General features: G+C 62.0%; 17 protein-coding genes. 8 read left to right on the forward strand and 9 right to left on the reverse strand.

The window, feature by feature from the left end:
• Nucleotides 1-17: 17 nt before the first annotated feature.
• From NKJ93_RS11685 to NKJ93_RS11715, 7 genes are all read left to right on the forward strand, one after another.
• The gene (locus NKJ93_RS11685) at nt 18-2,618 is read left to right on the forward strand and encodes a TRAP transporter permease (protein ID WP_352589096.1); all 2,601 of its coding nucleotides are present in this window, start codon (nt 18-20) and stop codon (nt 2,616-2,618) included.
• 31 nt (nt 2,619-2,649) lie between these two features.
• Nucleotides 2,650-3,612 (forward strand): DMT family transporter, encoded by a 963-nt coding sequence (locus NKJ93_RS11690; protein ID WP_023717038.1) that lies wholly within the window; start codon nt 2,650-2,652, stop codon nt 3,610-3,612.
• Nucleotides 3,613-3,760: 148 nt separating this feature from the next.
• Nucleotides 3,761-4,480: a FadR/GntR family transcriptional regulator gene (locus NKJ93_RS11695; protein WP_031193403.1), complete on the forward strand. Its 720-nt coding sequence runs from the start codon at nt 3,761-3,763 to the stop codon at nt 4,478-4,480.
• 51 nt (nt 4,481-4,531) lie between these two features.
• Entirely contained in the window at nt 4,532-5,506 is a 975-nt protein-coding gene (locus tag NKJ93_RS11700) for a sialic acid TRAP transporter substrate-binding protein SiaP (protein WP_023717039.1), read from the forward strand.
• A 143-nt stretch (nt 5,507-5,649) separates the two neighbouring features.
• Entirely contained in the window at nt 5,650-6,222 is a 573-nt protein-coding gene (locus tag NKJ93_RS11705; protein ID WP_023717040.1) for a TRAP transporter small permease, read from the forward strand.
• 3 nt (nt 6,223-6,225) lie between these two features.
• Entirely contained in the window at nt 6,226-7,632 is a 1,407-nt protein-coding gene (locus tag NKJ93_RS11710; RefSeq protein WP_352589098.1) for a TRAP transporter large permease, read from the forward strand.
• A complete protein-coding gene (locus tag NKJ93_RS11715; protein WP_352483861.1) occupies nt 7,629-8,678 on the forward strand; it encodes an L-idonate 5-dehydrogenase in 1,050 nt (349 codons plus the stop codon). Before NKJ93_RS11710 ends, NKJ93_RS11715 begins: the two co-directional genes overlap by 4 nt.
• Nucleotides 8,679-8,806: 128 nt before the next feature.
• On the opposite strand, the gene NKJ93_RS11720 is transcribed toward NKJ93_RS11715, so the two are convergent.
• The 9 genes from NKJ93_RS11720 to NKJ93_RS11760 all read right to left on the reverse strand — a co-directional run bounded on the left by NKJ93_RS11720 (nt 8,807) and on the right by NKJ93_RS11760 (nt 14,829).
• On the reverse strand, nt 8,807-10,549 hold the full coding sequence (locus NKJ93_RS11720) for a relaxase/mobilization nuclease domain-containing protein (protein ID WP_023717043.1): 1,743 nt from the start codon (nt 10,547-10,549) through the stop codon (nt 8,807-8,809).
• Between the two features lie 244 nt (nt 10,550-10,793).
• Nucleotides 10,794-11,582: a lytic transglycosylase domain-containing protein gene (locus tag NKJ93_RS11725; protein ID WP_023717044.1), complete on the reverse strand. Its 789-nt coding sequence runs from the start codon at nt 11,580-11,582 to the stop codon at nt 10,794-10,796.
• Nucleotides 11,583-11,844: 262 nt separating this feature from the next.
• Nucleotides 11,845-12,171: a DUF736 domain-containing protein gene (locus NKJ93_RS11730; protein ID WP_023717045.1), complete on the reverse strand. Its 327-nt coding sequence runs from the start codon at nt 12,169-12,171 to the stop codon at nt 11,845-11,847.
• A 45-nt stretch (nt 12,172-12,216) separates the two neighbouring features.
• A complete protein-coding gene (locus NKJ93_RS11735) occupies nt 12,217-12,777 on the reverse strand; it encodes a S26 family signal peptidase (protein WP_023717046.1) in 561 nt (186 codons plus the stop codon).
• Nucleotides 12,774-13,205 (reverse strand): replication initiator protein A, encoded by a 432-nt coding sequence (locus tag NKJ93_RS11740; protein ID WP_023717047.1) that lies wholly within the window; start codon nt 13,203-13,205, stop codon nt 12,774-12,776. Before NKJ93_RS11740 ends, NKJ93_RS11735 begins: the two co-directional genes overlap by 4 nt.
• A gap of 16 nt (nt 13,206-13,221) precedes the next feature.
• Nucleotides 13,222-13,512, reverse strand: coding sequence for a helix-turn-helix transcriptional regulator (locus NKJ93_RS11745; protein WP_023717048.1), 291 nt, complete (start codon nt 13,510-13,512; stop codon nt 13,222-13,224).
• A 114-nt stretch (nt 13,513-13,626) separates the two neighbouring features.
• The gene (locus tag NKJ93_RS11750; RefSeq protein WP_352483885.1) at nt 13,627-14,151 is read right to left on the reverse strand and encodes a DUF2285 domain-containing protein; all 525 of its coding nucleotides are present in this window, start codon (nt 14,149-14,151) and stop codon (nt 13,627-13,629) included.
• A 46-nt stretch (nt 14,152-14,197) separates the two neighbouring features.
• Nucleotides 14,198-14,383, reverse strand: a complete 186-nt coding sequence (locus NKJ93_RS11755; RefSeq protein WP_352483886.1) for a transcriptional regulator domain-containing protein — start codon at nt 14,381-14,383, stop codon at nt 14,198-14,200.
• A 167-nt stretch (nt 14,384-14,550) separates the two neighbouring features.
• Nucleotides 14,551-14,829, reverse strand: coding sequence for a DNA -binding domain-containing protein (locus tag NKJ93_RS11760; protein WP_023717050.1), 279 nt, complete (start codon nt 14,827-14,829; stop codon nt 14,551-14,553).
• Between the two features lie 126 nt (nt 14,830-14,955).
• On the opposite strand from NKJ93_RS11760, the gene NKJ93_RS11765 reads away from it, so the two are divergent.
• Complete coding sequence (locus NKJ93_RS11765) at nt 14,956-15,171, forward strand: helix-turn-helix domain-containing protein (protein WP_023717051.1); 216 nt, start codon at nt 14,956-14,958, stop codon at nt 15,169-15,171.
• The last annotated feature ends 5 nt before the right edge of the window (nt 15,172-15,176 follow it).

Genomic DNA, 15,176 nt, shown 5'->3' on the forward strand with positions numbered 1-15,176 from the left:
AATAATTGTGGGGAACGATGACAGATCAAAGCCAGCGGGCGGCAGCGCCTGACCAACCCGTTATCGACATTGACAAGCTCAGCGAGATCGTCGCCGAGGCCGACACCGGTGGGCGCAAGCCGACCGGCCGCACCGCGAAGCTGATCCTCGGCGTATCGCTGGCATGGTCGCTGTTCCAGCTCTGGTATGCCTCGCCCCTTCCGTTCATGCTCAATTTTGGAGTTGTCAGCGACGGCATCGCCCGCTCCATTCATCTGGCCTTCGCCCTGTTTCTGGCGATGCTGACGTTTCCGGCCTTCAAGACCTCGTCGCGCAGCCGGGTGCCGCCGCCCGACTGGGTGCTAGGCATCGCCGGGGCGGCGTCCGCCCTCTATCTGTTGGTTTTTTACAGCGATATCGCCCATCGGCCGGGTCTTCCGACTACGGCTGACCTGGTCGTCTCGATCGCCGGCGTCCTCATCCTGCTCGAGGCCGCGCGTCGCGCCGTCGGGCCTGCTATCACCGTCATCGCGGCGATCATGCTGATCTATATCTTCGCCGGGCCTCACCTACCTGGCCTGCTCGGCCACAAGGGCGCGACGTTATCGCGCGCAGCCTCGCAGATGTGGCTGACGTCGGAGGGGGTCTTCGGTGTTGCCCTCGGTGTGTCCACCAATGTCGTCTTCATGTTCGTTCTGTTCGGAACATTGCTGGAGCGCGCCGGCGCCGGCGGCTTTTTCATCCAGCTTGCCTTCTCGCTGCTCGGCAAATACCGCGGCGGTCCGGCCAAGGCCGGTGTCGTGGCTTCCGGCCTGACCGGCATGATTTCTGGGTCGTCGATCGCCAATGTCGTGACCACCGGAACCTTCACCATCCCGCTGATGCGCCGGGTCGGATATTCTGCGGTGAAGGCGGGCGCCATCGAATGCGCGGCCGGCGTCAATGGTCAGCTGATGCCTCCGGTGATGGGCGCCGCCGCGTTCCTGATCGCGGAATATGTCGGCATCTCCTATGCCGAGGTGGTCAAGCATGCCTTCTATCCAGCGCTGCTGACCTACGGCTCGTTGTTCTACATCGTCGATATCGAGGCGATGAAGACGGGGATGAAGGGCCTGCCGTCACGCAGCACGCACTCCGCATTTCAGGGTGCGCTGCGTGGGCTGATGGGCATATGCGGCTTCATCGTCCTCGCAGGGCTTGTCTATTACGGCATTGGCTGGACGAAGATCGTTTTCGGCGCGGCCGCGACCTGGATGATCACTGCCGCGCTGATCGCCGTCTACATCGGCCTTGTCGCCTACCGTGCGCGCTATCCCGACCTGCCGCTGGAGGATCTGGAGGGCGAGATCGTAAGGATTCCGCATTTCGGCGAGACGGCGCGCACCGGCCTGCATTTTCTGCTGCCGGTGATCCTGCTGATCTGGTGCCTGATGGTGGAGGAGCTGTCGCCCGGCCTGTCGGCATTCTGGGGCGCTGTCGCCCTGATGGCGCTGATCGTGACGCAACGGCCGCTCACCGCCTTTTTCCGCAAGGACCGTGCGCTGGCACGGCATTGGCTTCGCGGTTTCGACGATCTGGTCGGTGGCCTGTCCGCCGCTGCACGGAACATGACGACGGTCGGCATTGCCACTGCGACGGCCGGCATCATCGTCGGCACGGTTCTGCTCACGGGCATCGGGCTGGTGATGACCGAGCTGGTCGAATTCATCTCGGGCGGCAGCTTCATCGTCATGCTCTTGTTCACCGCGGTGATCTGCATCATTCTCGGCATGGGCATGCCGACCACTGCAAGCTATGTCGTCGTCGCCACCTTGATGGCGCCGGTCATCGTCGATTTGGCGGCGCAGAACGATCTTGCCGTGCCGCTGGTCGCCGTCCATATGTTCGTTTTCTATTTCGGGCTGATGGCAGACGTGACGCCGCCAGTGGGGCTGGCGGCTTATGCTGCTGCGGCAATTTCCGGCGCCGATCCGGTGAAGACCGGGATTCAGGGTTTCAAATGCGAGATCCGTACCGGCCTGCTGCCGTTCATCTTCATCTTCAACACCGGACTGCTGATGATCGATCTCGAAGGTCCGTTCGACTTCGTCGCGATGGTGGTGACGTCGACGCTGGCCATGGTCTCGTTTGTAGCAGCGACGCAGAATTGGATGCTCGTGCGCAACCGCTGGTACGAGACGATTGCGTTGCTGCTGGCCTGTTTCATCTTGTTCAGGCCGGGACTCTTGCTCGATCAGGTGAGCGAACCCTATCGGGCAGTGCCTGCCTCCGAACTCGGCCGTATCGTCGACGAGACAGCCGAGGGGGGCGCAGTTCGCTTGCGCCTGACGACACTGAACCTCAACGGCGATGAGATATCGAAGCTGGTGCGACTACAACTCGGGCCTGGAAATTCATCGGCCGAACGCCTGAAGGCCGCGGGCTTGGACGTCAGTGCGCTTGGCGATAACGTGACGGTCGGCGTGGTGCGACTGGGCAGCCAGGCGGCCAAATTCGGCCTGCAGCCGGGCGACGAAATCAATCAGGTGCTAGTCCCTGCGGAACGGCCGTCGCGCTATTGGTTCGCCATCCCGGCACTGCTGTTGCTCGGTCTCGTCGTCTGGGGTCAGAAGCGGCGAAGGCGGACGGTTGGTCTATAAGCGCCTTATGAGCGGAAGAGTCTTGGCCAGCATGTCGGTAACAAGAGAACCAAACGGCGCCCCGGAGCCGGCTACCGCGGAAAAGCGCACAACGACGCGCGACCGCCCCTTCGAACCCGTCGACTACGGGCTTTACGCGCTGACGGTCATCGCCTGGAGCGCATCGTGGTTCGCGATCGAACTTCAGGTCGGCAGCGGCGTATCGAACGAGGTCAATCTGGTCTGGCGCTTCGCCATCGCCACGCTGCTGATGTTTGCCTGGGCCGGTTTTTCCGGCGGGCGGCTCCGCTTTCCGATCACCGATCATCTGCGCTTTGCTGTGCTCGGCATCCTCATCTTCTCATCGAACTTCCTGTTTTTCTATTACGGCGCCGGCTATCTCGTCAGCGGATTGCTCTCGGTCGTCTTCTCGCTCGCCTCGGTCATCAACATGCTGCTCGGTGCCTTGGTCATCGGCGAGCGCCCGGCGCCGCGCATTCTCGCCGGCGGCGTTATTGGCTTCGCCGGCATAGCGCTGATGTTCTTTCCCGAAATTGCCGCGAACGGTCTTTCAGGCAGGACGTTGGTGGGCCTTCTGCTGTGCCTCTGTGGCACGCTGAGCTTCTGCGCCGGTAATCTCGTCTCCGTCGCAAACCAGCGCCGCGGCCTGCCGCTCGTTTCAACCAGCGCCTGGGGCATGCTCTACGGCACTCTGTGGTCGGCGTTCCTGGCCTTCCTGCTCGGTGAGCCGTTCGTGTTCGCGACGACCGCCTCTTATATCGGCTCGCTGGTCTTCCTCGCCGTCATATCGACGGTCATGGCTTTCGCCGCCTACCTGACGCTGCTCGGACGCATTGGCGGCGCCCGCGCCGGCTATGCGACCGTCATATTTCCCGTCTTTGCGCTTTTGATCTCCACGGCGCTGGAAGGCTATGCCTGGACCGCTTACGCGATCATCGGGCTCGTCCTCGTCGCCGCCGGGAACGTCCTGGTCATTCGCGGAGGACGGCGCTGACGCATGGAATGCCTGCCGAATGCCGCCGCCTTCCGGTGCGCGGGCCGCGGTTCTGTCGAGCTTGACTCTCTGCATGGTCTGTCTAAGCTTGCGGTCAATGGGTCAGACCAATGTACCAGGGGCGAGCCGGGGAGGGAACTAAACACGCATGCCGATCCAGGCCGTTGAACCACGCCGGCTATACCGACAGGTCGCCGATCAGCTCAGGCAACTGATCGATGCCGGCGAGTTTTCCGTCGGCGACCGTCTGCCGACCGAGCGGGATCTGGCCGACCAGCTCGGAATTTCCCGCCCGACGGTCCGTGAAGCGCTGATAGCGCTGGAGGTCGAAGGCCGCATACGCATCCGCGTCGGCTCGGGCATCTACGTCACCGATCCGCCGAGCGCCCCCGCCTCCGAACCCGAAATCGAGGAAGGCCCGTTCGAGCTGTTGCGCGCGCGCGAATTCGTCGAAGGCGCGATCGCCGCCGAAGCTGCTCTCCACGTCCGGCCTGCAGATATCGAACGGCTCGACGACGTGCTGCGCCGGATGGAGGCCATGCGTCACCCCAACAAGATGACCATTACGCTCGACCGGGAATTCCATACTGCAGTCGCCGGCATTCTCGAGAACGCGGTGCTGGTGCGCTTCATCGGCGAGCTCTTCGACCAGCGCATGAACCCGTACTTCGAACGCCTGTCGATCTATTTCGAGACCAACGATTCCTGGCAGATAGCGGCAAAGGAGCATCGTGCCGTGCGCGATGCGATTGCCGCGCGCGACCCCGAGCGGGCCAAGGCCGCCATGCAGCAGCATCTGCGCCAGTCGCAAATCAGATTCTCACGCAATTTCGATGAGAGAGCCGCAGCCAAGGAGGTTGCGGAATAGCAGTTGGCCGGGGGGAGATCCGGCCGTCAAATCCAACCAGGGAGGAATTAGATGCTGAGAAAATACGCAGTTCTGCTCGGTGCGATCGCCGCAATTGCCATACCCATGGCGTCGGCCTCGGCGGAAACGGTCCTGAAATGGGCACATGTCTACGAGACGACGGAGCCCTTCCACACCGAATCCGTGTGGGCGGCCGACGAGATCAAGAAGCGCACCCAGGGCCGCTACGCCATCGACGTCTATCCGGCCTCGCAGCTTGGCAAGGAAGCAGACATCAACCAGGGCCTGATGCTCGGCACCGTCGATATCATCATTTCCGGATCGAGCTTCGCAGCGCGCGAATATCCACCGATCGGCGTCACCTATTTCCCATACACTTTCCGCGATGCCGACCATCTGCTGAAATACACCAAGAGCGACGTCTACAAGGCCCTGACCAAGGGCTACGAGGACAAGACCGGCAATCACATCGCCGCCACCACCTATTATGGAACGCGGCAGACCACCTCGAACCGGCCGATCGCCAAGTGCTCCGACATGCAGGGCTTGAAGATGCGCGTCCCCGACGTGCCCGCCTATCTAGCCATGCCGCGTGCCTGCGGCGCCAACACCGCGCCGATTGCCTTCGCCGAGGTCTATCTCGCCCTGCAGAACGGCACGGTCGAGGCCCAGGAGAACCCGCTGACCACCATCGAGGCGAAGAAATTTTACGAGGTGCAGAAGAACATCGTGCTCACCGGCCATATCGTCGATCATCTCAACACCATCATATCGGCGTCGCGCTGGGCCTCGCTTTCCGACGAGGACAAGAAGATCTTCACCGAGGTGATGCAGGAGGCTGCCGCCCGCGCCACGGCGAAGATCGTCGCCCGCGAAAAGGAACTGGTGCAGGTATTCAAGGACCGCGGCATCAGCGTAACCGATGTCGACCGTGCCGACTTCGAGAAGAATGTGCTGGAGAAGGTCACCTTCGAGGAATTCGGCTACAACAAGGCCGATTGGGAAGCGATCCGCGCCATCAAATAGGGCATCGGGAAATCGGATGCTCAATCAAGAGGATAGGGCGGCAATCGGATTCGCCGCTTTAACCTGCCCATCCGTCCGGCTTGAAATTGTGCCGGACGGCCTTTCCAATCCTTGACGACCACCAGCTTCGGGAGCCCGCGCCAATGGCCGAGGAACACCACACCGAGATCACCGTCGAAGAGATCGCCCACGCCTTCGAGGAGGTGCCGGTACACGTCGACCTGTCGGACCACGGTATCGAGGACTGGATCACGCTTGCCGTGTTCTGGGGCATGGTCGTCTGTGTCTTCCTGCAGTTCTTCACCCGCTATGCGCTGAACAACAGCCTTGCCTGGACCGAGGAGATCGCCATCAACGCGCTCGTCGTCGTCGTTTTTCTCGGCGCCGCCATGTGCGTGCGCCTTTCGCGCCATATCCATGTCGATGTGCTTTACCACTATCTGCCGGAGCGCGTTGGCCGCTGGCTGGCGCTCGCCGTCGATATTATCCGCATTGCATTCTTCGCCTACGGAACATGGCTGATGTGGCGCTACGTCACGATCGTGGCGCATGAGCGCATGGTCACAGTCAACCTGCCGCGGCGCTGGTTCTTCTACGCCGTCTTGGCTGGCTTCGTGCTGATGCTTCTGCGCTCGATCCAGGTCTTCATCGGCAATTACAGGCGCGGCTATTCGGTGCTCGAGCGTCCCGGGGCGTTCGAGACGGCGGGGGTCTGAGCGATGCTGCTTCTGGTAGGGGGCTTTCTTGTCCTGATGCTCATCGGCGTGCCGGTCGCCGTTTCGATGGCGGCCGCCTCGATCCTTTACCTCGTCATCTACGGCGTGGCGCCCGATATCATTGCGGCCCAGCGCATGATCGCCGGGGTCGAGAGCTTTCCACTGCTCGCCGTTCCCTTCTTCATCCTGGCCGGCAACCTCATGAACATCGCCGGCGTCACCGGGCGCATCTATTCCTTTGCCCTTGCCCTGGTCGGCTGGATGAAGGGCGGCCTGGCGCAGGTCAACATCATCGGATCGGTGATCTTTTCCGGCATGTCGGGCACCGCGCTCGCCGACGCCGCCGGCATTGGCACGATCGAGATCAAGGCGATGAAGGACCACGGCTATCCTATCGACGCCGCGGTCGGCGTCACCGCCGCTTCCGCCACGCTCGGGCCGATCTTTCCGCCCTCGCTGCCCTTCGTCATCTACGGCATGATGGCCAATGTCTCGATCGGTGCGCTGTTCATGGCCGGCATCCTGCCCGGCGTGGTCATGACCGTGCTGATGATGATTACGGTTGCCATCTTTGCCTACAGTCGCGGCTGGGGTTCCGACACACCTTTCGAGCTTCGGCGGCTCGCCGAAGCAGCAGGCGAGGTGCTGGTGGTGGCTGCCTTTCCGATTGGCTGTTACGTGCTTGTGCAGCTTGGCCTGTCGATCAATATCGCGGTCGGCATCGCGCTGCTGGTGCTGGTCGCGGCGGACTGGTATTTCGACTTCTCCGCGGTCATGGCGCTGATGACGCCGGTCATCCTGATCGGCGGCATGACGATGGGCTGGTTCACGCCAACCGAAGCCGCGATGGCGGCTGTCATCTGGTCGCTTTTCCTCGGGCTGGTGCGCTACCGCACGATGACGCTGCGTTTGCTTGCCAAGGCCAGCTTCGACACGATCGAAACGACCGCCTCGGTGCTCTTCATCGTCACCGCCGCATCGATCTTCGCCTGGCTGCTCACCGTCAGCCAGGCAGCGCAGCTGTTTTCGAACTTCATTTTCGCGCTCACCGAAAACAAGTGGGTGTTCCTGATCCTGGTCAACATCCTGATGCTGGTGGTCGGCTGCTTCCTCGATACGATCGCCGCGATCACGATTCTGGTGCCGATCCTGCTGCCGGTTGCCGCCGTCTACGGCATCAACCCGGTGCATTTCGGGCTGATCATGACGCTCAACCTGATGATCGGGCTTTTGCACCCGCCGCTCGGCATGGTGCTGTTCGTGCTGTCACGTGTCGCCAAGCTTTCTGTCGAGCGCACCACCATGGCGATCCTGCCGTGGCTGGTGCCGCTTATCGTGGCGCTGCTTCTGATCACCTTCATACCCGCCGTCACGCTCTGGCTGCCGACCGAGATGGGCTTGATCCGGTGAGCGGCCAGGTGGTTGCCGCGACGCTGTTCGGCCCGCAGGACCTGCGCGTCGTGGAGCGTCCGCTCGAACCGCTGGCGCCAGGCATGGTGCGGGTGCGCTTCGAGGCCGGGGGCATCTGCGGCTCCGACCTGCATTATTTCCGCCATGCCCGTACCGGCGATTTCGTGGTGACCTCGCCGCTTGTCCTCGGCCACGAAATCTCAGGCGAAATCGTCGAGATCAATGGCGCGGCACCCGGCCTGGGCGTCGGCGACCACGTCGCGGTCAATCCGTCGCGCTGGTGCGGGCATTGCGCGCGATGCCTGGAAGGCCGCGCCAATCTCTGCGAGAACATCTATTTCATGGGCTCGGCATCGAAGACGCCGCATATGCAGGGCGGTTTCGCCAGTCTGTTCGACGCTAAGCCCGCGCAATGTTTCAAGGTTCCATCTGATGTGGCCTACCAGGCGGCGGCGCTTGCCGAGCCGTTGGCGGTCAGCCTGCACGCCGTCGCGCGGGCGGGCGACATCAGGGGCCGCAACGTCATCCTGTTCGGTGCCGGCCCCATCGGTCTCTTGACCATGCTCGCGGCCAGGCTTGCCGGCTGCGCTGAACTGACCGTCGCCGACATCGCCGCCGCGCCGCTCGCCTTCGCCGGCAGGTTGGGTGCCGACAGGACGATCGACATTGCCAGCGGCGACGGCGAGCTCCAGGCGCTCGCCGCCGGCGGTTCGCTTGACGTGGCGTTCGAGATTTCAGGCACTGCCGCAGGCCTTGCCGCGGCAATCGCCAGCGTCCGGCGCGGCGGCACGGTGGTCCAGGTCGGCAATCTTCCCGGTGGCCAGATCCCGCTGCCCGCCAATGCGGTGATGGCCAAGGAGATCGACCTCAAAGGCACCTTCCGCTTCGGCAGCGAGTTCGGTCGCGCAGTCGACCTCATTGTGTCGCGGGAGGTGGACGTCCTGAAGCTGGTGACGGCGGAGCGCACGCTTTCCTCCGCCCCCGATGCGTTCCGACTTGCCGCCGACCGCACTCAGAGTGTCAAGGTCGTGCTGACCGCGGACTGATTGAGGATTCGCAACGTCCCTGTTTTTTACGAGCCCATTTGGCGCTTCACCGTGCAGGTACAAACAGAGGATGTGCGACGGACCGTGCCGGCTTCCCAGCATCAGGATAGAGCATACGCGTGTAACCATCATAAGCCGATGCCGCGCTTCTTTCCCAGGCTCCAATCCACGCCCCCCGTATCTGAGCACACGACCCCGGTAACTTGATTACCCAATCGCTTTTCGAGCGACGGCGACCAGGGCACCAGCTTGAATTCGAGTCCATTATCGATCATCGCGAGCCGGCCTGAAGCCAGCAAAAAACGCCGCCGGTAAATCCCAGCCACATGATTGCCGTTGGGAGCCTTCGTGAATGACAGGCCCGTCTCGGCGGCGATGCGGGCACCAAGCGATTCCACCTCATGATCGTGTAGTGTATCGATCAGATTGCGGGCAAGAATGACGCGCTGTCCCTCGCGCCTGGCCAGATCGCGGCTGACAAGGTGATCTACCCGATCTTGCAGTGCCTGTCCTACGTCCTTGCCAAAGCCGCCGTCACCGAATTCGGCGGGCTCGCGTGCAACGAGTTGGCGATCGAGCCAAGTCGCGCCGGAAGCATGGACCTGCTGTTCGATTGAGAGGTCGGAGCGGACGGCGAGCGTGACCCGGCCACCGCCATTTGCACTCGCATCGCGACACAACTCCACGACCGAGCCCGGGTCGGAATCTCCCGCCGCATCAGGATCATGGAAGCGAATGTGGTGCGTGCGTCCATCGATGCCATCGACGATGGCATAGGCCGCGCCGCGCCGTTCGTCATCAAGGCCGCGTTCGAGCAGTCGGCCGATCACGGGCGCATCAATTTTTTCGGCGGCCAGCACGTAGTCGGCTGTCCCCTTTTCTAGCCCATGCACGGTGAGACTGCGGTGCATGCGCTTGATGATGTCGCCGCGTTCACCGAGGGCGCGCAAAGTGGCCTCGGCCTCTTCGACCACCATCCATTGGCCGGGACGGATCTCGTTCGCGAGACCCAGGCGTTCCAGTTGCCGCAGCCGGCCGACTTTGAGCCCCAGGAACTGGTCGGGATGGCGATCAGGGTGTGGCGCGAGATCAATGATACCATGACGGTCGGCGTCACGAGCAAGCTGGCGATCGAGCTGCGTCCAGCGCTCAGTGTCGACTTGGTGCTCGATGGCCTGGCGGATGTCGAGGTCGGTGCGGAGCCCAAGCGTCTGGGTGAGAATGTCGCTCGCCCGATCGCGCATGCCCTGGCGGATGTAGTCGCGCGAGATGACAAGACTCTCGCCATCGTCGGCAACGCCGCGAACGAGGATGTGAACGTGCGGATGTTTGGTGTTCCAGTGATCGACGGCTACCCAGTCAAGCCTCGTGCCGAGGTCGCGCTCGATGTCGACCATCAGGTCACGAGTGAAGTTCTTGAGCTCGCCGAGCTCCATTGCGTCGTCCGGTGAAACGATGAAACGGAAGTGATGCCGATCGTCCTTGCAGCGATCGCAGAAGGCGTCATGATCTGCCTCTTTGGTGTCAGGGCCGAACATCCTCGCCTTCTCACCATCCCGTGTAACACCTTCGCGGCGAAGATATTTGAGATGGGTGGCGAGTGGCGCAGACCCTCTGAACTGCCGCACCACACGGGTCTTGACGACGGCGCCGCGTGAGCGGTCAGAGATGAGGCGACTGGCGCGGATGCTCGCTGATCTGCCGCGGCCAAACGTTGAAGCTCGCGGGGAGGTGATCCGACCCTCGCGTGTAAGGTGACCGCCGGCGCGCTGTGTGGCCGCAAGAGCCTGGAAGATGAAGGGTCGTGCGCGCTGGCCGGCGCGGGAGCGGATACGACCCGGGCGGACGCGAAAGCTATCGTCACGCGTCATGCTAGGCGGCCACGAGGTGCGGTTTCCATTGAAAGACTGAAAAAATGGGAATAGCGCACATCGCTGATTGTGGCAGCACATCGCGAAATGAGTCGAAAATTGTAAGGAAAACAATCGGCCGATCCGAGCCGCACCTCGCGGCCCTTTATCCTGCCACTCTCTCTGTCCTCATCTGCGGACAACCCTTCCGCCGCAATTTCCGCGACGGAACAGGCCGGAATGGAATTGAGGAGGAACGTGGCGATCATCGCGATATGACTAAAGAGGGCTGAGCGAATAGGCCGGAAACAGCGTGGTTCGATTGGAAATCGGTTTCACCCGGCCGTGGCTCGATCGCAGTCAGGTCCGCAACAGGATGGCCCATTGGCGACCGCATCGCGGACGAATGAATCGCCGCAAAGATCGTCTCGGCATAACCATTGCCATCCGATGCAGCGGCGTTCCGAATGTCATGGGGATGCGCAAAGATCGTTGCACGGAGTGAGCTGGCTCTGCCCCTTCTTTGCCGCGCGCGCCGCGGACTGAGAACTGCACCATCGAGCAGCGGCGCGAGTTTCCTGACGTAGTCGACCGTCTCGCGTGGCAGCGGCCGGCCGGTTGAGAGATGTTCCCTGTACCGACCAGGACCGGCATTGTAAGCGGCAAGAAAGCCGCTGCGCCCGAAGCTGTCGAGCATTTCGCGAAGATATGCTGCACCTGCAAGAATGTTGTCACGCGGTTGATAGGGATCGTCACCGAGACGGTATTTGATGCGCAGTTCTTCCCAGGTCGCCGGCATGATCTGCATCAAGCCCATTGCGCCCTTGCTTGAAAGCGCACGAACATCGCCGACGCTCTCAACATGCATGACGCCGCGCAGCAACCGCTCTGGAATGGCGAAGCGTTTTGACGCTTCCCGGATATGCCGCGACCACGGGCCTGCCGACAAGATCGTCGACTCGGAGTGCGCCGGCCGTTCACCAGCAGAGGAAGCCGCTGCAACAGTTTCGGGCGCCACGAAGCCGAGCATGACACATGCGGCAAACGTCGTCATGCCTCTGTGGGCTGCATCCCGCAGACCGCAGAACCGATGCGCCGCCAGCCTGCGACGGTGTTCGCTTCCGTTAAGGGCAGGGGCTCGCCGATCGAACCGGCTTTGCCAAAACTGTGATGAAATCTGCGTCCGGAGCCACAAGCAAGTGTCCGGCCCTCTGTGGGCTGCCTCGCGGGCGGTCGGGTCGAAGGGTTTAACCGGCGCCCAATGGATCAAAAGGATTGGCGAGAAAGATTCGTCGAAGGGCTCCAGAAGCATTTGTTCAGCCTCGCCCGTCGCGCTTCGATGATCGGTTCCAGTGCATGCTCCAGACGCTGTTCTCTGCATCGGACCGGAACAGCTTGGCGCGGATCGGCTGCGTAAAGGACGGGTCGTCAATTGAGACGGAGAGGTAATCCCCAGCCTTGTCTCCGGCGCGGTCCCAAGCCGCACCGACCGCCGTCCCTTCGCAATAGATCAGATGGTCGGGCGCGTTTTCGGTTTTGGATTTCTCGGCAGGCAGAATGGCAATCTTCGCCTCGATCGTTAGCGTGGAGAGATTGCCGAAGAAGCCGTCATCGTTGCGCGTGAATGTTCCGATCTGAGTCATTGCAGTGCTCCTTTCATGGGTGTTAGTGCACGTCGAACCGAGCCGTCACGGCTCGCTAGCAAGGGGATCGTTGGTGAATTCCAGCACCGGAGTGGTGGGCTCCGTGGTCCAGACGGGAAGCGCGCGGCCAACGATTGATGAGAGCGGGAGCGGGCCGAAATAGCGGCTGTCAAAACTGTCGGCTGCACCCGGGTTCATAAGGAAGACGTCCGCCTCGGCAATGTCGCGGCAGCCCTGCCAGATGGGCAGGGGTCGACCGCGACTGTCACGCTCGCGCGCATGTCCATACGTCTTGCCGTTGACGATGATCGTTGTGCCTTGGCGACAGACGGTTGCGCCCCCCAGTGCCAAAATACGCTTCAGGAGCGGCACATTTTTCGGCAGATACCCGCGTCTTGCCATGAAGGCCGCCAATGGCTCGGGCGGCATGATGACGGCGATATTGGCAATACCGATTTTGTCGGCCGGCTGGACGCGGTAGAGCCCGACGGGGATGCTCGCCGATGCGTTCCAGATGGACAGCGGCGGATGGCTAATCCATGCCGGCGCCGCGGCGAGCACTACGCCGCCAACCATCGTGGCGATGATCTTTGTGCGCTTGCTCATGACTCGATCCCGGGGCGCAGCAGGCAAGTTTTACGACGCTTGGCCGTGTATGGACTCGGCTGCTCGCGTGCGGCTATCCGGCTGTGGACATGCCGCCGTTTACGCAGCGACATGAAGATCAGGGTTTGCTGCTGTTTCGCCGCTACCAGGCGGCGCGGTTGCAATCTCCTGGCTTGCGCGTGGATGGTTTGCGACGCAGCCCAGACCAGGATGGCGGCGTTCCAAATCGTTGCCATGCCGTGCACACTTGCCGCCTCAACGCAGGTCGATTCTTCGCCCGCATGAGAGTGGATCGGTGTCAGGCGGCCGGATTTCACCATCAAGACGAGCTGCCAGGCCACAACGTCCCGCGTGCCGGGTGGAGGGAAGCCGGATGAGGGGACATGAGGCAGCGCAAATTGCTGCTGAACGGTCTCGCGATACGGCATTTCGGTGCGCCACAGATCAGGAGCTGCGGTCGCGCCTGCCGACATAGGCGGGCGCGCGGGCTGCATGGGGTTTTGCCGGCGGAACATAGGTCGCGTTGGCATCGCTGGTGGAGGTGCGTGCGCCCAGGTCTATCCAGGCGTGCAGGTCGTTGATGTCGTAGAGAACGCGCCCGCCGACCTTTCGGTATTTTGGGCCGGTGCCGTAGGTCCGGTGCTTTTCGAGTGTGCGGGCGCAGAGCCCGACGATGGGTGCTGCCTCCTTCGTGCGCAAATACTTTTGGGGCGCGTCCGCGGGACCCTTCGACATCGCTCGATCTCCATTCGGTTCTGCTGTCGTCCTGGCCTGCCGGGACGCGCGAAGTGGACCATGATCGAAATGAGGAAAGGCGAGGGAGGGCAAAGATGGGGGGGTGCGTTTTTGCTACCCCGAAGAAGGACTTCGGCGGCCGGACCTTTCGCTGCGGTTGTGGGGGTAGAAGAGAAGATCGCGATAGCCGCCGGCGACAAAAAAAGCTGCACGGCGTAAGATAGCTCGGACCTTGTGGCGGAGATGATGATCACGCCAATCTCGCGGCACAATCGGCTCTTGCGAAAACAGCACCTCCGCGAGCTGACGATAGGTTGCACCCGTGCGTTGACCATCATGTGCGCGTAAATTGAGGATATGCCTGGTCTTGGTCTGTTGCGGCAGCGCGCCGTAAGATGGACTGGCTGCCCGGCCGTTCAGTGCGCGCCAGAACCGGCGCGCTGCATCGAGCCGCGTCTCGAATGCAGCGTCGAGCGGCAGAAGGATAGCGTTGAATTCACCGGCGCGGTCGTCAGCGACGAGATGACTTTTCCCAATTAAGGTAGACCAAATAATGTGAAGGCCTTCGTCCTGCGGCCAAACGCTGGCTCCGCCAAGGCTGGAAGGTTGAACTGTCTGGTGGGATGCAGGTACCCGCATGACCCGGAGCACGCGCGGCGAGGCCTGTTCCGTCCAGATGATATTGTCAGCTTTCGGAAGTCCGGCAGCGGCAGTTTTGAAATCGCGCGCCCCAACGGGCGGCGAGATCGGGCTGACCGGCAGGTTCTCCAGAACCAGCGGATTGCGATGCAAGCTGGCTGCACTCTGCCACGAATTCGTCATTCCGGATCAGATACTCGGCAGCGAACTCCGTAGCCTGGTAGCTGCACATATGTGCATACGCCGCCGGATCGGTCCAATCGCCTTGCACTGCTCCTGTCCTCTCCGCGTACCCGGATGTGAGGCGTCGGCGTCAACATTCAGGGGGATAAGGAAGTTGGATAGTTGGAGAATCGGCAAACCATTATGCCGATTCAGCAAGGTGGAGCGCCGGTCGCGTCAGTGCGGAGCGCCGCCAGCGAGAAGATATCGGTAGCCGCTGGTCGTCATCCATCGCGCGCGAGCAAGATGGGTCTCCCAGGACCGGAACGCTCGTTCCGGCTCCTGCTCCGGGTCTATATGCAAGACGATCCTGGCCACCTCCTGCCAATCGGCATCTTCCGCTGCCGCATCAAGCAGGCGAATGTAGGTGAGCAGACGCTCCTCGTCATAGCCGGTCAGGACCGGGGCATCCGGCGCAATGTCGGCGACATCAGGATCGAGCAGCGGTTTAAGCATGGTATTTGACCGTTCATATTTCGATCGCGATCTCGAAGGAGCCGTCCTTTAGATCGAGCACCAATCATAGCGAATAGGAACGATCATTCCTAGAACGATAGTTCCCTTTCTGGTCCCTAATCCGTCATGAATCTCAAGGAGATCATGGCGGCCAACATGCGTCGTCTGCGCCATGACCAGAACGTGACGCAGGAGGAACTGGCCGCCCGCTCTGGACTGAGCATGCGTTACGTGGGATCGATCGAGCGCGCTCGGGTCTCGGCCAGCATCAGTGTTCTTGGGAGGATCGCCACTGCGCTGAATGTGGAGCCTTGCGAGTTGATCAGAAAATCGGCACCGTGAGTTGA

It is taken from the genome of Mesorhizobium sp. M0028, assembly GCF_040323855.1.
Classification (GTDB): Bacteria; Pseudomonadota; Alphaproteobacteria; order Rhizobiales; family Rhizobiaceae; genus Mesorhizobium.